The sequence below is a fragment of the Pseudomonas sp. genome (genome assembly GCF_050739655.1).
Lineage (GTDB): Bacteria > Pseudomonadota > Gammaproteobacteria > Pseudomonadales > Pseudomonadaceae > Aquipseudomonas.
This window is the reverse complement of record NZ_JBOIBY010000196.1, coordinates 1-16,472: the sequence shown is the minus strand read 5'-3', so window position 1 is coordinate 16,472 and position 16,472 is coordinate 1. Positions and strand designations below refer to the sequence as shown.

At 58.1% G+C, this 16,472-nt stretch carries 8 protein-coding genes and 1 pseudogene; 2 read left to right on the top strand and 7 right to left on the bottom strand.

Annotated elements, in window-relative coordinates; all coding sequences use genetic code 11:
* Positions 1-488: 488 nt before the first annotated feature.
* Positions 489-3,608: a transglycosylase domain-containing protein gene (locus ACRESJ_RS09465; RefSeq protein WP_431757676.1), complete on the top strand. Its 3,120-nt coding sequence runs from the start codon at positions 489-491 to the stop codon at positions 3,606-3,608.
* Positions 3,609-3,778: 170 nt separating this feature from the next.
* The gene (locus tag ACRESJ_RS09460) at positions 3,779-8,503 is read left to right on the top strand and encodes an NEL-type E3 ubiquitin ligase domain-containing protein (RefSeq protein ID WP_431757675.1); all 4,725 of its coding nucleotides are present in this window, start codon (positions 3,779-3,781) and stop codon (positions 8,501-8,503) included.
* A 61-nt stretch (positions 8,504-8,564) separates the two neighbouring features.
* On the opposite strand, the gene ACRESJ_RS09455 is transcribed toward ACRESJ_RS09460, so the two are convergent.
* The 7 genes and pseudogenes from ACRESJ_RS09455 to ACRESJ_RS09425 all read right to left on the bottom strand — a co-directional run.
* The gene (locus ACRESJ_RS09455) at positions 8,565-9,779 is read right to left on the bottom strand and encodes a hypothetical protein (RefSeq protein WP_431757674.1); all 1,215 of its coding nucleotides are present in this window, start codon (positions 9,777-9,779) and stop codon (positions 8,565-8,567) included.
* Positions 9,780-9,821: 42 nt separating this feature from the next.
* On the bottom strand, positions 9,822-10,322 hold the full coding sequence (locus ACRESJ_RS09450) for a CS1 type fimbrial major subunit (protein WP_431757673.1): 501 nt from the start codon (positions 10,320-10,322) through the stop codon (positions 9,822-9,824).
* A gap of 63 nt (positions 10,323-10,385) precedes the next feature.
* Complete coding sequence (locus ACRESJ_RS09445; protein WP_431757672.1) at positions 10,386-11,129, bottom strand: molecular chaperone; 744 nt, start codon at positions 11,127-11,129, stop codon at positions 10,386-10,388.
* Between the two features lie 59 nt (positions 11,130-11,188).
* A complete protein-coding gene (locus ACRESJ_RS09440; RefSeq protein ID WP_431757671.1) occupies positions 11,189-12,448 on the bottom strand; it encodes a hypothetical protein in 1,260 nt (419 codons plus the stop codon).
* A gap of 40 nt (positions 12,449-12,488) precedes the next feature.
* Entirely contained in the window at positions 12,489-15,011 is a 2,523-nt protein-coding gene (locus tag ACRESJ_RS09435; protein WP_431757670.1) for a CS1-pili formation C-terminal domain-containing protein, read from the bottom strand.
* Between the two features lie 105 nt (positions 15,012-15,116).
* Positions 15,117-15,605, bottom strand: coding sequence for a CS1 type fimbrial major subunit (locus ACRESJ_RS09430; RefSeq protein WP_431757669.1), 489 nt, complete (start codon positions 15,603-15,605; stop codon positions 15,117-15,119).
* A 439-nt stretch (positions 15,606-16,044) separates the two neighbouring features.
* Positions 16,045-16,472 (bottom strand): annotated as a pseudogene (locus tag ACRESJ_RS09425) (hypothetical protein); the annotation flags it as partial.

The window sequence follows — 16,472 nt, the reverse complement described above, 5'->3', positions numbered from 1 at the left end:
AGCTCGCCTGCAGCTTTTGATCTTGATCCACCCGCCCCCTCGGCAGGCTGAGTGGAGGTGTTCATCCGGGGATTGGCGCGCAGCGCCGTTCGACGCAGTCGAACTCATCGCATGTAGGTGCCAGCGAAGCCAACCGGAGGGCGATGCCCCCGGATGGATGCCGGAACGAAGGAACCCCGAGCTTTAGCGAGTGGGCCGTACGAAAGGGGCGAGCGTTTTTTTGGTTACTTTTTTTAGGCGCTTGTAAAAAAAGTGACTCGCCGTAAGGGCGAAACCATAAGTGGCCGTGACCGCAGCAACGGATATGCACACAAATCCGAGAAATCAGTCGCCTGACAACAGCGTTTGAAACCGCATCGCAGCCCCATGGGAACAAGCGTCAACCCGATTCCCCCCACATTTTGCCCTCCACAATTTTTTCACCACCGCCATCCAGCGTCTAAGCTTCAGACAAGTCAGATCAATCTGCGTGAATGGATCAGTCGACTATGGGCGCTTTATGGCAAACCGATTCGAGTAAAACCGTGGTCCCGACTGAACCTGTGGATGAAGCGCCAACACCTGAAAAACCTCGCCCCAGCCGTGTAAAGCACGGCTGGAAGGCGTTCTGGTTGCTGCTGGTAATCATTGCTATTGTCGTGGGGCTGGCGGCTACCAAGGAAATGCGCACTTCGAGGTTTCAGGCCCGGGAAGTCAGCAAGTTCGCCAAAACCCTGAGTTATGAACTCAAATCCGGCCCAAGCGATGCGATTCGCTACCCCGGTGCCGGTCCGTTCGACCTGCGCCTGGGCTACAGCTCCCTGGACGAATTTCTGCCCAGGCTGCTCAAGCGCGACTACGTGATTACCGCACAGACCCGCTTTTCCCCGGAGCTGATGAACTACAGCGATAAAGGCTTTTTCGTGCCCTATTCGGAGAAGATCCAAGCCGGTTTGTCGATTACCGATTGCCGTGCGGCACCGTTGTACCAATACGACTACCCACAACAGCTCTACTCCAGCTTCGAAGCGATCCCGCCGGTGGTGGTCGACAGCCTGCTGTTCATCGAAAACCGCTTTTTGCTCGACCCTCGCCAGCCCCTAGCCAACCCTGCTGTGGATTGGCCACGGTTCGGTATGGCGGCGTATACCCAAGTCGCCAAATTGCTGCACCTGCCCGGACAATCGGCGGGCGGCAGTACGCTGGCCACACAACTGGAGAAATACCGCCACTCGCCCGATGGCTTGACCGTCTCGGGTGGGGAAAAAATCCGCCAGATGATTTCCGCCAGCGTGCGCGCTTACCAGGACGGGCCACAAACGCTCAAGGCGCGGCAGAATGTGGTGCGCGATTACCTCAACAGCGTGCCGCTCTCGGCCGTACCGGGTCATGGTGAAGTCCACGGCATGGCTGAAGGTTTGCGCGTGTGGTACGGCGCCGACTTCAATGAGGCCAACAAACGCCTGGCCAGTGACGCTACGGATCCAGAAAGCCTGGCGCAGAAAGGCTTGGCACTGCGCGAGATGCTGTCCTTGATGATTGCCCAGCGCCGCCCTTCCCATTACCTGACCAAGGGCCGCGATGAACTGGCCGACCTCACCGACAGCCATATTCGTCTGTTGGCACAAAACAACGTGATCGATGCGCCTTTTGCCGCAGCGGCGTTGGCCAGCAAGGCCACTTATCGCGACTGGGCCACTCAACCCACCATCCAGCCGATCGAAACCAACAAAGGCATCAGCGTGGCACGCAGTCGCCTCGCAGGCCTGCTCAATCGTCCACTGTACGACCTGGACCGCCTCGACCTTTCCGCCACCAGCACCCTGCAGGGTGAGCTGCAAACCCAGGCCACCGCGTATCTGAAAAAACTCGCCGACCCGGCATATGCGGCGGAAATCGGCTTGCTCGGCGAACGCCTGCTGACGCCCACCAGCACCACACAAGTGCGTTACAGCTTCACTCTGTTCGAACTGACGCCGGACGGCTCGCGCGTACGGGTCCAGACCGACAGCACCGATCAGCCGTTCGATATCAACGAAGGCAGCAAACTGGAACTGGGCTCCACCGCTAAAATGCGCGTGTTGACCACCTACCTGCAAATCATCGCCGAACTGCACGACAAATATGGCGACATGGCCGTTCCAGAGTTGAAAAAAGTCGAAGTGCCGGAGCAGGATCGCCTAAGCCGCTGGGTGGTCGACTACCTGATCCAGAACAAGGACCACAGCCTGCCGCCCATGCTGGGAGCCGCGCTGGACCGCAAATACTCCGCCAGCCCCGGCGAAGCGTTTTTCACCGGTGGCGGACTCCATGTCTTCCACAACTTCCGCAAGGAAGACAATGGCCGGATGCCGACCCTGCGCGATTCAATACGCGAGTCGATCAACCTGCCATTCATCCGCCTGATGCGCGACATCGTGCGCTACACCACCTATTCCGGCCCTAACAGCAGCGCTGAACTGCTCAAGGACGACCGTGACCCGCGGCGCCAGGAATACCTGGCCTCGTTCGCCGACCGCGAGGGCACCTCGTTCCTGCTCAAGTTCTGGAAAAAATACCGCAACAAGGACACCCAGGAGCGGCTCGAAACCTTCCTCGACAGCATGCGCCCGACACCGATCCGCTTGGCCGCCGTGCACCGTTACCTGCTCCCTCGGGCCAGCCAGGAGAGCTTCAACGCGTTCGTGCGCTCGCACCTCGCCGACGCCAAGCTCACCGAAAAACTCACCGACGAACGCCTGCTACGTCTCTACGAGTCTTATGGCCCCGGAAGCTATGACCTGCCGGACCAGGGCTTCATCGCCAAGGTTCACCCACTGGACTTGTGGATGATGGGCTACTTGCTCAACCATCCCGACGCCACGTTCAAGGACATCGTCAAGGCCAGCCAGTTCGAACGCCAGGAAGTCTACAGCTGGCTGTTCAAGAGCCGTCACAAAGGCGCCCGCGACAACCGCATCCGCACCATGCTGGAGATCGAGGCGTTCCTCGACATTCACCAACGCTGGCAGAAAGTCGGCTACCCCTTCGATCATCTTGTACCGTCGCTGGCCACCGCCATCGGCAGCTCCGGCGACCGGCCCGCCGCGCTGGCGGAGCTGATCGGCACCATTCTCAACGACGGTGTGCGCATGCCGACCCTGCGTATCGACAGCCTGCACTTCGCCGCGCACACACCTTATGAAACCGAGTTGGTCAACGACCCGGACGTCGGCAAGCGGGTGATGCCGTCCGAGGTGGCCGCGGCCATGCGCGAAGCCCTTTCACAAGTGGTGGATGCCGGTACGGCCAAACGCGTCGCCGGCAGTTTCAAATTGCCCGACGGCAGGCCGCTGGCCATGGGCGGCAAGACCGGCACTGGCGACAACCGCATTGAAGCCATCGGTTCCGGCGGGCGGATTCTGAGTTCAAAATCGCTCAACCGCACGGCGACGTTCGTGTTCTACATCGGCGATACCCACTTCGGCACCCTGACCGCGTATGTGCCAGGTCGCTCGGCGGAAAACTTCACCTTCACCTCGGCCTTGCCGGTGCAGGTGCTCAAGGGCATGGCCCCGATTTTGACGCAGTACCTGCAACCGGGCACGCATACCATGTGCGAGCCAAACGTGAAGGCCGCTGTCCGCTAAGCCACGGGTCGACGCGGAAATACAGTGGCGGTAAATATGTATTTTTCACTCTTTGATTTCGGGAGTTTTCAAAGCATAACCAGCGTGTTTAGACATAAATTTTGAGCTTTTATCAGGCACGTGATGTTCTTAGTCTGGTCGCTCCATTTTGATCAACGGACGATCATGCAATGCCCGATATTTCTCTTGTAACGGACCCGCTAACAACCCCGCTGGAAATCCCCCCATTCGAGAAAAGCATCCACTTTGATCTGATCAGGAAGGCCATTCCGACCTGGCTGCTCAGCACCTCCGTGGCGCGTGTCAACGCACTGAAAAACGCCAAACTGAGCCATCTCGACTGGCACAGCAGTTCCACGCCAGCCGCTCAGCGAAGTTTGAAAAATGCCGCCTCGCGCCATTGGACCGCGCAAAACAACGTGGATAAGGCACTGCGCGATCTGCTGGACGTTTCGGCCTTTGCCAAACCCCTGTTGCAAAAAGCGCTGAAAGATCGATTCGGTGTTGAAGACGATGTAGAGCAAACCTGGCTGCACCTGTATGTCCCGGTGAAGAGTGCCTGGTGGGTGCTTGACTATTCGGGTGCTACCAAAAGTCGATTCGTCTCGCTACTGGATGCCGCGCTGCACAACTTTTCCGCCGACGAAGCGTTTCACCCGGACTCCGATTTCATCACCCGCCCCGATTCGCGCGGGCATTACAGCGTGAAAAATTTGAAGCAAAAACTGAGCCTCGAACAGTTCAAGGCACTGTGTCGTGAACTGGACATCGGCGCCCGGTACCAACAGCACCTGAACGGCTTTTTACGGCCAGCCGACAAAGTGGCCAGCAATGTCCTGCGCCACAAAATCATTCTTGGCCAGAAAAGCGCACTGAATGTCGCCGCGCGAATGGCCCTGATGAAGAAGGACATCGACCAGGAGGCCTATGCGGTCATCGAGGGCATGCTCGATGACCGTTCAAGACTGAAATGGCACGACCAACCCATCAGCTACTACAACCTGGACATGATGGATACGCGCCTGACCGGTATCGTGCTAATCGCCGCCGATTCAATCGGCGCTACCGGCCCTTTGCCGGTGATCGACGATTCGAGCCCGGCAGCTCCAACCGGGCCTCTGCCGGTGATCGCCTATGTCCCCAACGACCCGGAGCATCCGCTCAAGCAATACTCGTCGTCACTGGCGTTCATTACCGAACTGACACGCCAGTTACGCGATGGAGCATCTGCCAACAGCTACCAGCAGTTCTTCAGCCAGTTCGTGCCCCATCAGCAGCGCGGCCATTTTTTTGCTGGGCTCAACGACCGTTTGAGCAAAATCAAATGGCAGCCGGTTCCGCCAGGTTCCAGCCTGCCCACCTGGCGCGAAACGGCCATAGACAAGCCCGACCTGCAATTTCGCGTGTCGAAGATTCAGGAGGATCGCGAAACCGTTTTCAAAACTGACCTGTGGGGTTACTTCTACCGGCAGAAGCTCAACAAGACTTTCAACGATGCCCGGGAAATCGCCATCTCCACCGAATACGTCGACCGCATGGCACGCTGGGCCTGGTGGGACAACCTGGAAAGGATCCTCTCGGACATCCTCAACGTTGCCTTGTTGGTGGCAACCCCGTTCGTACCGGGATTGGGCGAGCTGATGATGGCCTACACCGCGTATCAACTGACCTACGATACGCTCGAGGGCATCGTCGACCTGGCCGAAGGTCGCCTGGCCGAAGCTGGCGTGCAGATTCTTGGTGTGCTGGAAAGCGTCGTGCAATTGGGCGCGTTCGCGGCGGCGGGTGCGGTCGGCAATGTCGCAGGGACGAAGCTCTCAGTGTTCTTCGAAGGCCTGAAACCGGTGCAGTTGGCAAACGGTGAGACGCGCTTGTGGAACCCTGACCTCACCCCTTACCAACGACCCAATGTCGTGCTGGCGGCAGACGCCAAGCCTGATGCACAAGGCATTCACCTGCACCAGGGCCGGCGTATCTTGCCCTTGGACAATCAACACTTCGAAGTGCTGGAAGACCCGGTCACTGGGCAACAGCGCATCCGCCATCCGAAGCGGTTCGATGCCTATGCACCGACCCTGCGCCACAATAGCCAGGGGGCCTGGGTTTGCGAAACCGAAAGCCCAAGGGAGTGGGAAGGTTCGACACTGATGCGCCGCCTGGGTCACAGCACCGATGGCTTCAGCGACGCACAACTGGAGCAGATTCGCCAGATCAGCGCCACTGATGAAGCCGCGTTGCGCCGGGTGCATGTGGACAACACCGCACCGCCACCACTGCTGAGCGATTCCCTGCAACGCCTGGCCTCACCGGCCGTTGCACCTGCCGCGCTGTCTGCCGAGGTTGCACCACTGTTCAGTGATTTCCCTGAGCTACCGGCGACCGTTGCGGAAAAAATCATCGCCGGCGCTAGCGAATCCGAGCGTCAGCGAATCGGGCAAGAGAAGCGCCTGCCCCTGCGTCTGAAAACCCAGGCACGGGAGCTGCAGTTCGAAACCCAAGCGGTCCGGGCGGCCCAAGGCTTGTACCCCGACACGCCAATCACCGCCGACACCGAACGCCTGGTGCTGGGCACTCTGCGGCTGAACAGCGACACCTTCGGCAACCTGCGTATTGAAGTTCGTCAGGCCACGTTCGACGGCGAGCTCAGGTGCAGTGCAGGTCCCGACGACGCGGCCAAGGTCCGAGTCTTGATCCGCGACGACGCCGGGCAGTATGAGGTACGTGATGGCGCGGATCAGCCAATCCATGAAGCCGGTGGTTTTTTGGAAGCTGTCCTGCAGGCCACACAAGAAAATGGTCAAAACGCCCCGGGCTACAAACCGGGCGACACTGAAGGCTTCAGGCAATGGCTCATCGTCAAATCAGAGGCGCCCAGCGAGCGCCGGACTGTGCTCGCCACCGCGCCCGTGCGTCCGGTTGCCGAGCCTGCAACGATGTTGCTGGTGCGTGGGGGCGGGTACAGCAAGGAAGGTAAAACCTTGCACGAACGGATCAAGGATTTTTATCCGCACTTCAGTGAAGCCGAGGTCAATAGGTTCGCCAATGCCCTGACCGAAAGGGGCGAGCCGCTACGGGCCATTGAACAACACGAAAGTGACCTCCAAGAGCTGTGGGAAATCCTGAATCTTTGGCAACACAGCCAACCGTCGGCCTGGGGCCCGGACTCAGAGGGTTTTCTCAATGGCGGTGGCGGCCACATTGTCGAAAACCTGATCAATTGTTTCGAACGCAAAGTAACGGATATGGGCAACCGCACCGATCCCGCCCATTACAGCCTCGACCTGTCCAGAGAGCTGTTACCTCTTGATCTGGACAGGTGGTGGTCCAAGCGTCCCGAGCTGACCAGGTTTCTGAAGAAAATCACCCACCTCAAACTCGACAACACGCACTTTTCCGCCCAGGCCAACGGTTTGTTGAAAGACTTCCCCAACCTGCGAGAACTCAGCGCCAGCCGCTGCGAGCTGACCAGACTGCCGGAAAACATCAGCGCCATGCACCGACTGGAACGCCTGCGTTTGAGCGACAACAGGATCGTTCTGGATGAACCGGCCGTCAAAAAGCTGAAAGACCTCACCTACCTGGAAATCCTGCGTCTGGATAAAAACCCACTGGGCAGGCTCGTGGACATTTCACGCATGCCCCGACTGAAAGTCGTAGGGCTACGAGACACGGGCAGCAGCACCTGGCCCGAAGGCACATTGAGCAAGCCCAGGCCTCGCGGGTTTCTGCTGGATCTTCGGACAAACCCGATAGACCGGATTCCCGAGGTGGTACCCGGCTCATCAGAGGCCTGGGTCGTGGCGCGTACCCGACTGGATGTGGGCAACCTGTCGGAATTGAACCAGGTGCGCTATCAGGCAATTCGTCGCTCGATGGCACTGCCTCCGGAACCTGTCGTGCCCCCCAACAGCGAGGCCGACTGGGTGCTCAACACCAACTTCAGCGCGGACCATTGGAACGATGTGCCCGGATGGGGCGTCGATCGGGCCAACCTCTGGTCAGAGCTAGTCGATGAACCCCAGGCCGAGCGCTTCCTGAGCGTGTTGCTTGACACCCGACTCTCCGCCGACTTCCGCGCCGGCGGCCAGGCACGGGATCGATTGGTGCAGCGAGTGTGGCGCATGCTGGATGCGGTGTACGTCGATAGCCCCCTGCGGGAAAAGCTGTTCACCATGGCCATCGCCCCGGTGGACTGCGCCGATGCCGGTGCTCAGTTGTTCAACAGCATGGGGGTGCAGGTGCTGGTGTCCGAGGCCTACTCGTATACCGTCGGGCAGGCAGAATTGGAACAGAAGTTGGTGTCCCTGGCCAAAGGCGCTGTACGGCTGGAGTACGTAAACGAGATTGCCCGGGCCGACGTTGCCAGCCGTGGCGGCAACCCTGACGATGTCGAAGTCTATCTGGCCTATCAGACCGGCCTGGCAGATCGCCTGGATCTGCCTTGGCAATCCAAGGGCATGCTTTACCGGCAGGTGTCCGGTGTCACTGACGCGATGATCGACCAAGCGTATGACACGGTATTGGACCTGAGCGAAGGCGATGGCCTGGTCAACCGAATGCTCGAGCAGGACTTCTGGCAAAACTACTTGAACGAGCGGTATCCGGTGCGGATGGAGGCCAACAAACAGCGTTATCAAACGCTGTACGATCAGTTGGAAACCTTGCGCACCACCCAACGTGAGTGGACCCAGGCAACATCTGGCATCCAGCGCGCCGACCTGCGCGCCCGGCTCAGGGAACTGATGAACGATCTGCCAGTGCCCGACACCGTCGTGTTTGCCGATGAGCCATTCAGCGATGCAACCTTCGACCGTTTGCTGGTCGACCTGGCTGACGAGGAAAAAGAACTCTCCAGACGCTTGACCCGCGATGCCATGAGGCGCGCCGGCCTGTAATAACTAAAACACCAAGAGAGCCTGACGGCGGTTGCCGCCGTCAGGCTCGGGGTCCTGACCTTTACACTTCCGAATCCCAGATTACCGTGACATTGCCCAAATACTGCCTGGGCAAACCGGGCGCTAACAGGTAATCGAACCGCTCAACTTCGAAATGCAGCATGCCCGGCTGGCGTTCCACATAGTGGCCTGGTCGAAAAATCTCGGCCCCGGCTTCAGTCAGCAGTTCCTGACGGCGAACCGGTCTGCCGAGGGTATCGGTCAAGCCATTGGGCAAACTCACACTGACCTTCAACGGAAATGACAGGCGCTGCCCCGGGTCAGTCAAATGGCAGACCCTTCCATCGGAGAGAGAGCACTGCAAAAACATTTTGAAGCGAGAACTGGCGGAGATATTGAACGTCTGGTCACGGAACAGCCGTACCGGTTTACGCCCCGCTTGCAGCCAACTCTGCCAGCCACCGGCGGGTACCAACTGGACTTTATTGCCACCCGGCGGTACTTCGACTTTCAATTCATGCTCAACCTCGAGCGCGAAATCCAGAACGATCACATCATCGTTGGGCACCATGACGTCGCCCAGATCAAAGTCCCGGCCAGGCCCCACGCGAAGAACATGCTGTCCGGTGTAATGCCCCGTGGGCATTGTCAACGGATCAGGCGTCCTCAACTGGTAGGTGATGTCGAAGGTTTCATACTTGAACGGTTGCGGAATATCGAACATCGCCCGCTTCGCACAAGCACCGGCATTCTCCGGATGCTTCCAGAAACTGTTAAAGCCGATGTCATTCCCTGCGCCACCCAAGCCTGTACAGGGTGGACCTGCGTAACTCCAGATACCTCCTTCCCAGACAAAGTTATGCCCCAATCCACCCGTCAACTCCGGCGCCGGTTTTGGCAATCTGTACGCCACCCCCATTCCGGCCACCCGAAACTCAACCGTTTGCGGCGGGGCCGTCGGATGAGTGACCGTGACGGTTTGCCATTGCGACGGAATGTTGAACATTGCCCCCATGCGCGGATTGTCATGACGGCCCTGAATCGTCGCGTTTGAAAAGGACTGAATGGGCAGGCGAAAACTGAACAACTTTTCCGCCGCGCACTGAGGTGGGTTATCCAGACAGAAACCGCTGGTGGGCGTCCTGTTCTCGAACTCATTGAACAGCGGATTGGCCGGATTGGGCTTGAATATGGCCCGGATCTGCTGGTTTACGGCACCGGCAGACAGTGGCAGTAACGCTGACAGCGTCAACACAATAGCGAAAGCACCCTTCATCACTGCGAATATCCTTGAACTGTAAATCACTCACTCAAACCCTCAATCACCTGCTGGCACCGCGGCATAGAACATCAGATTGACGCTGCCGTAGTAGGCACCCGGCTTATAGCCACCGACCGGCACCTTCGGTTGTATTTCCAAAGGAAAACGTCCCCCCGCCATGGCCTGTGCCTTCGACACCACTTCCCGTGGTTGCGCCTCGTGACTCAGCTCCTGACCGTTGAAGCTGACGCGTAAATAAATGTTCTGCTCGTCCCGGCCATTGGACAGATAAGGCTCACCGTCCAGCCGAGCTTCGATCGCACTGGTGTCGTGCTTGACGTCGAAGTTCTTGCGCAGCCCTTCCAGCCTCGAGGTGTTGAGGTTCCAGGGCAGGGTCTGTTCGAGATGAATCCAGTTCGACTCGGACGGCAGCACATAAAAGCCCAGGGTCGGAATATCCACCGACACCTCGAACGTGTGCTCTTCCCGTGCCGCGAACGCCTGGGCACTCATCAACGTCGCGCCCACACAGAGGGCGATGGCCGATTGCTTGATCATGTCGGGTACCTGTTGCATCAAAAGAAGCCGCGAGCCAGCACCGCCGACTCGCTCCTGGCGGTGTTACTGGCTGGCAATGCGCAACGGTTTCTTGTCGGCGCCTTCGACCAGATTGAAGCGATATTCCCGACCGGGCTTCTTCTCGAACTCAAAGGTCTTGCCCGCCAGAACATGATGCTTGGTGGTCGGCTCGCACTCGGTTTCGTTCTTGCGCGAGCAGTTGCGAAATTCATCGATCACCACCACGGTGTTGCCGTTGTTGCGCAGCCGATAAACACCGGCGCTGTCTTCGATCACACTGTCGAAGCGGCTGTTTAATGGCCTGACGAAAAACACCGTGCCAAACCCCGTCATCACGTTGACCCCAGCCGACAGGTTTTCCTTGTAGGCCTCGCGGTCCTCGCTGGACACCGCGAACTCGTCTTCTTTTTCCGGCACGACCGGCACGAAACGCACGCGGAAATAACGTTCGGTGTCACGATTGCCCATGAGTAACAAACGCGTGCCCTGCATGCCCTTGGCCGGCACGATCAAGCGCGCCGGGCTGGCCATCAAGCCATTGCGGCCGCTGCCGTCGGCCTGGGTCGCCACCGGTATCTCGCGGTGGCTGCCATCGGCGTCGTAGATGATCTCCAGGATGTTGACCTTGACGAACGCGGTGCTGTCGCCGCTGTTGTATACGCGTTTGAGGTAGGTGCTCTTGTCGGCGTCCAGATAGTCGTACACCGTGCCGACATTGATCTGCGGCCCAGCCTGAACCGACCACGAAAAAACGCTCAATCCCAACGATACCCACAGACGTTTCATACCCTTGAACCTCATGACGTTGAATACAACACAGGCGCGGTGCATCGATACGCGGCCCATCAGATTTCCGAATCCCAGATCACGGTGACCGAGCCGGAATAGGGACTCGGTACGCGCTCCCCCAGCATCCATTGCACTTCATCTTTCGAAATTTCAAAGTGCAGTACGCCGGGTGCTCTATCCACATAGAAGCCAGGTTGAAATATCCGTGCGTTCTGCGATCCATTGCGCAGCCGCTGATGCCTCACCGGTTGCCCCGCCTGATCGGTCAAACCATTGGGCAGGGTGACGCTGACCTGCAGCTCCACAGGACGTCTGCCAATCGCGTCGTAGAGCACACATTCAAAATTCGTCCAGGTCGCACACTCGAAGTACATCTTGAAACGCGACGAGGCCGAGATATTGAAGGTCTGGTCACGGAACAGCTTCACCGGTTTACGCCCGGCCGTCAGCCAACTCTGCCAGCCACCGGCTGGCGTCAGCTGGACCCGGTTGCCACCCGGCGGGATGTCGACTTTGAGGGTGTGTTGAACGTCGAGGTTGAAGTCCAGGGTCAACACAGAATCGGTAGGTATCAACACATCGCCGAAGTCGAAATCTCCGTTGGGGCCGACGGTGTACGTCAACGAGCCTGTGTAGTTTCCTGAAGCCATGCCCAAGGGGTCGGGAGTCTCAAGTTCGTAGGCGAAATCCAGGAAATCGAAGCGCGCCCACGGGACGTTGTACTTCGCCTGTTTTGCACAGGCGCCTGGCCTTGGCGTTCTCCAGAAAAACTCGTAGAGATTAGTGCCGTAATAACCACTGCCTGTGTAGTCGCACGGTGCCGGTGGATAAACCCAACTCGAGCCCCACAGAAGATTGTGCGCAATCTGATAGTCCGCGGCGTCCCCCACCAGCGCCTTCACGTCATCGGTCACAATACGGGTGCCAATCCCGGCAATGCGCACCCGAACCTTTTGGGCATCGCCAGTGGTAGCGTGTAACACAGTCAGGTCGCGCCACTCTGTCGGTGTTCTCAACATCACACCTTGACGTTGCGATGCATGATTGGCCCGGATCGGGCCACTTGTATGGAACTGAATCGGTAATCGCAGACTAAAAATCTCGGGACTCACGCAATGCTGCGGATAGTTCCCGCAGTACCCGCTGGGCGGTGTGGTGTTGACGAACCTGTTGAGGTGCGGATTCGCCGAATCCGGTTTGAATAACGCCGTGATGCTAGCCACATGGGCTTCGACCGGGCTGGCGACAGCACACGCGAGCAAAGCCCCCGCCACCCACCAGCCAGCACGTGTAATGAAGGAACGCGAGACGTTCATGTAGCTTGACCTCCGAATACCTGATTCAACGTTAAGCCCGTCAGCCCGCCGCCTCGGCGTTGTGGGTGACGTCCGCCAGGGTGTCGGGCGAGCAGCGCAAATCACCGATCATCAGCACGTTGTTTTCACTGCGGTACTTGTTCGCATCGAGGCGGAACTGGCACAGCAACTGGTTGGCATAACGCACTTCCAGCGTTGGGGAACCTGCGTCCATTTCCATCGAAAAGAAGCCATCAACCTCGCTCACTCCACGGCTGGCGTGATTGATCACGTGGTGGCCCTTGAGCGGTCGCCCTTGCGGGTCGAGCAGACGCCCCAGCACGGTCAGGGTTTTCATCACCCGCACCTTGCGGTACTCCACACCACCCTTGTTCAGGTGATAGCGGGTGCGCGCCGGCTCGATGCTGGCCGCTGGCACGTGATTGCCCTCGAAGTCGAAACTCACCGAACTGTTTTTGTAGGCTGTGAGTGGAATGAAGTTGCGCCCGGGACGCAACGCCGCACTGCCGCCACTGAGGTCGTCGGCGCGCAGGGCGATGCCATCGATATCGGACTCGACGTCGACGATCATCCCGGCTCCGCGCCCCTGGTGCTGACTGGTCAACGCCAGTTGCTGTGCGCCGACGACCAGCGTGCTGTCGAGGTTCATGCCGCCCGTGAATTTATTGTTGTAGGAGGAACGCTGGACGAAGCCGTCGCCATTGATTTCGTCGGTACGAAAATTCGCCAGGCTCGACAGGCCGACGCCATAGGTGTCGGTGAGTGCGGCCACCGAGACACTTTGCAAAATGTGGTCTTGCAGGTCTTTGCGGTAACCGATCGAGGCATTGTTATCGCGACCACCTTCCCGGGCGGTGCGGCTGCCGATGCTGCCGGAAATCTGCTGGCCGGGACCGCCGAGCGAGACGTTGACGCTCAGGTCGATACCGCGATTGCGCTCATCGCCGCTACTGAAACTGCCGGGACGGTCGAACAGCGACAAACGCCAGTTGGCATCACTGCCAAACAGCTCGGTGCGTTGGGTCCAGCCCAGGTCGTAGCCGACGCCTTCGACGTTGCCCTCACTGTGGGACACCCGCGCATTGAGCGAATTCTTGCGGTTGAGCCGGTGGTTCAGCGCCAGGGACGAGTTGCTGGTCTGGCCGGTGAACACATTGCGTTGGCGCACGCGGGTACCATCGGGCAGCGTTTCGTAGGTGTTGGTGGTGTCGAGCCAGCTGCGATTGTGACTGAGCACCACACTGCCGGAACCGTAGCTGTAAAGGCCTTGCAGATCGGCACCAGTGCCATGGTCCTGGGTCTGGTACAGGTTGGCGTAAAAACTGGTGCTGTTACCCAGTGTCCAGTCGATGGAACTGCCGTATTGGAGTTTTTCCCGCTCCTTGCGTGCCGACAGGCCGAGAATGACCCGAGGGTGCAGCAAATAGTTGATCGAAGCTCCGGCCGTGGTATAGCCGCTTCCCTGATCATCCCAGTTACTCAGCAGCTTGGTTTCCTGACCGGCGAACAAGTTGTAGCGCCAGCGCTCATCGTGATTGCGCCAATTGTTCGGCTTGTAGATCAGTTCTTGAGTGGTCGAGGTGATTTGACCGTCTTCGATCAAGCGCACTTCCACTTCGTAAATGCCGCCGGGCAACGGGCGGGTGTCGAGGGTTTGCAGACCGGCCGGCACCGACTGTGTGTTGATCAGCAGGCCATCGCGGAAGATCTCCACGGACCCTTGACGGTTGGCGGTGACGTACACCGGGTAGACGCTGGGTTTCGGACTGTCGATCGCCAGGCTGTCGGAGCTGCCATACATCACCCCCACGGCGGTATCGGGGCTGGTACCGAACGAGCGCGGCTGACGGGTCAGGCCTTCGGAGCTGGGCGTGAAATAGCCCAGGCGAAAAAAGCTGCCTGCCAGTTCACGCTGGGTAAACAGTTCATGCACCGCGTGATAGGTCTTGTCGTCCGGCCCACCGATACGCGCCAACTGCATGTTGAAGGTCTGGCTCCAGTTGCCCAGGCTACCGCTGGCCTCCAGGCCGAAACGACCGCCCAGATCCTGATCCTGGCCGCCGTTGAGATTGAGTTGGTTACGCACCATCAGGCCGCTGCTGCCGCCTTCTGGCTGATCGTAGAAACGCTTGGCCTCGCTGTCGCGTTCGGCATTTTCGGTGACGATCGACAGCAATGAATTCTCGATGTTGTAGTGAACCGCCATCATCTGCCCCGCGCATTGGCCGGTGCAGGTGCCCAGCGCCACGCCGGTCTTGAGGGCATCGGCCCAGGTCTCGCGCTCGCTGGCACCGAAACGGCTTTCGCTGGTATCGGTAAAATCGAGCAACGTCACCCGGTCATCGCGGGACAACACAATCATTGCTTCGCCGAGCGGTTGTTGGTCGAGTTCGGCACGAACCGCCAACGGAACATCAAAAAAATGCTCCTCGAATTCGGCCGGCAAGCCCTTGGCCTGGGCCAGCAAACTTCGCGGCGTATTATCAATAGAAGTGGGCGCCGCAAATGCACTGCTACATAACAGCAACGCAAGCGCTGCCGCGATGGGCGTCATCGGGAACATGAACGAATTCTCTAATACAAAGAAGTTAAACCCGGCCGACAACTTTTAATATTGCCGACCGGTAACATTACTTAAGTAAGTAAGCGCTTAGACTCTTGATAAAACTCAAGGACCAACAGGCGTAACAGCGTCGAACATCATGGTAACGGCACCGGCGTAATCACCTGCTGGAGGGATGGCACCCAATGCCTTGATGTTGATAGGAGCGCGGTAGTTGTCGTTGGATTCGGCTTCGCCAACCACCAATGCCGGAGTGGTCGTGAGAACCTTATTATTGAACGATACTTGCAAATCAACCTTGTTGGCACCGGAAAACAGCTGCGGCACGCTTTCAAGGCTGGCGTGTACCGAACCGTTGTTGTTGCGTACGTCGAAGAAGCCATTGACCTCACGCATGGAATTGGTGCTCGGCACGAAGTCCATTCTCTGATCCTTGTTGACCAAATCTGAATCGGTCGGGACCACATAGAAGCCGTTGGTTGGCACATGCGCAACAAGGCTGATGGAATGACGGGCTTCACCCGCGGCAAATACGGCAGAAGAACTCAGAGCCAGAACAGCCAAAGGAGCAGCGAACGCGATTTTCTTGAACATCTTTCAGTACCTGTTTTTTTAAAAGGATCGATTCGCTGAAAGCTCAAGTTGAGCAAAACCGTCACGAGCAGCCATTTGCCCAGCTGAACTTTCAACGCCGAAAGATGATCGACCAATCCATCTCAAAAGTAAGCAGGCAAGTTCCTTTTAGTGCGTAGCCAAAGTGCTACGACAGCAGACAGAAAAAGAACTGAATTCTGGAAAAGTGCATGTTCGACTGTAAGAGAGGTACTACAAATGCGGAATGATTAATAATTAACGGGCCATAAGTGAAGAGGAACACCTGTAAGACCGATACTACAACAACCGCAATCAAAGGCCCAAACATGATTATTAGAGAGTTAAAACTAATTTCACCTGCTTGCCTTTTAGCAAATACGTTTTTTTAAGATTTACACGCCACGAAAAATGGCTTCATGGCGTGTGAGGGTCAAAATTTTCAGATGACTTCCGAATCCCAGATCACCGTAACGTTGCCCGACCAGGTCTTTCCTGCGCCGTCGCGCAACATCTGTTCGACATGCTCACGGGCCACTTCAAAATGCAGGGTCCCCGGCTTGCGTTCGACATAAACCCCTGGCTGGAACAACTCGGTGCCGCCGCCATCGCGCAATAGCGGACGACGATGAACAGGTTGGTTTGAAGCATCGGTCAAGCCACTGGGCAGGCTCACGCTGGTGCTCAACGGGACGACTTGCGCAGTTTCGGCGTCGCGCAAGCCACAGGTATTGCCTGCGGGGTGCTCGCATTCAAGCTGCATCTTGAACCGCGATGAAGACGACACATTGAACGTCTGATCACGAAACAACCGCACCGGCTTGCGCCCCTGATTCAACCAGGCTTGCCAACCGCCCTGGGGCAGCAGGT

Excerpts from the sequence above, each read along its gene's own strand:
- ACRESJ_RS09465 (WP_431757676.1), top strand. The coding sequence starts at position 489 with ATGGGCGCTTTATGGCAAACCGATTCGAGTAAAACCGTGGTCCCGACT.
- ACRESJ_RS09460 (WP_431757675.1), top strand. The coding sequence starts at position 3,779 with ATGCCCGATATTTCTCTTGTAACGGACCCGCTAACAACCCCGCTGGAA.
- ACRESJ_RS09455 (WP_431757674.1), bottom strand. The coding sequence starts at position 9,779 with ATGAAGGGTGCTTTCGCTATTGTGTTGACGCTGTCAGCGTTACTGCCA.
- ACRESJ_RS09450 (WP_431757673.1), bottom strand. The coding sequence starts at position 10,322 with ATGATCAAGCAATCGGCCATCGCCCTCTGTGTGGGCGCGACGTTGATG.
- ACRESJ_RS09445 (WP_431757672.1), bottom strand. The coding sequence starts at position 11,129 with ATGAAACGTCTGTGGGTATCGTTGGGATTGAGCGTTTTTTCGTGGTCG.
- ACRESJ_RS09440 (WP_431757671.1), bottom strand. The coding sequence starts at position 12,448 with ATGAACGTCTCGCGTTCCTTCATTACACGTGCTGGCTGGTGGGTGGCG.
- ACRESJ_RS09435 (WP_431757670.1), bottom strand. The coding sequence starts at position 15,011 with ATGTTCCCGATGACGCCCATCGCGGCAGCGCTTGCGTTGCTGTTATGT.
- ACRESJ_RS09430 (WP_431757669.1), bottom strand. The coding sequence starts at position 15,605 with ATGTTCAAGAAAATCGCGTTCGCTGCTCCTTTGGCTGTTCTGGCTCTG.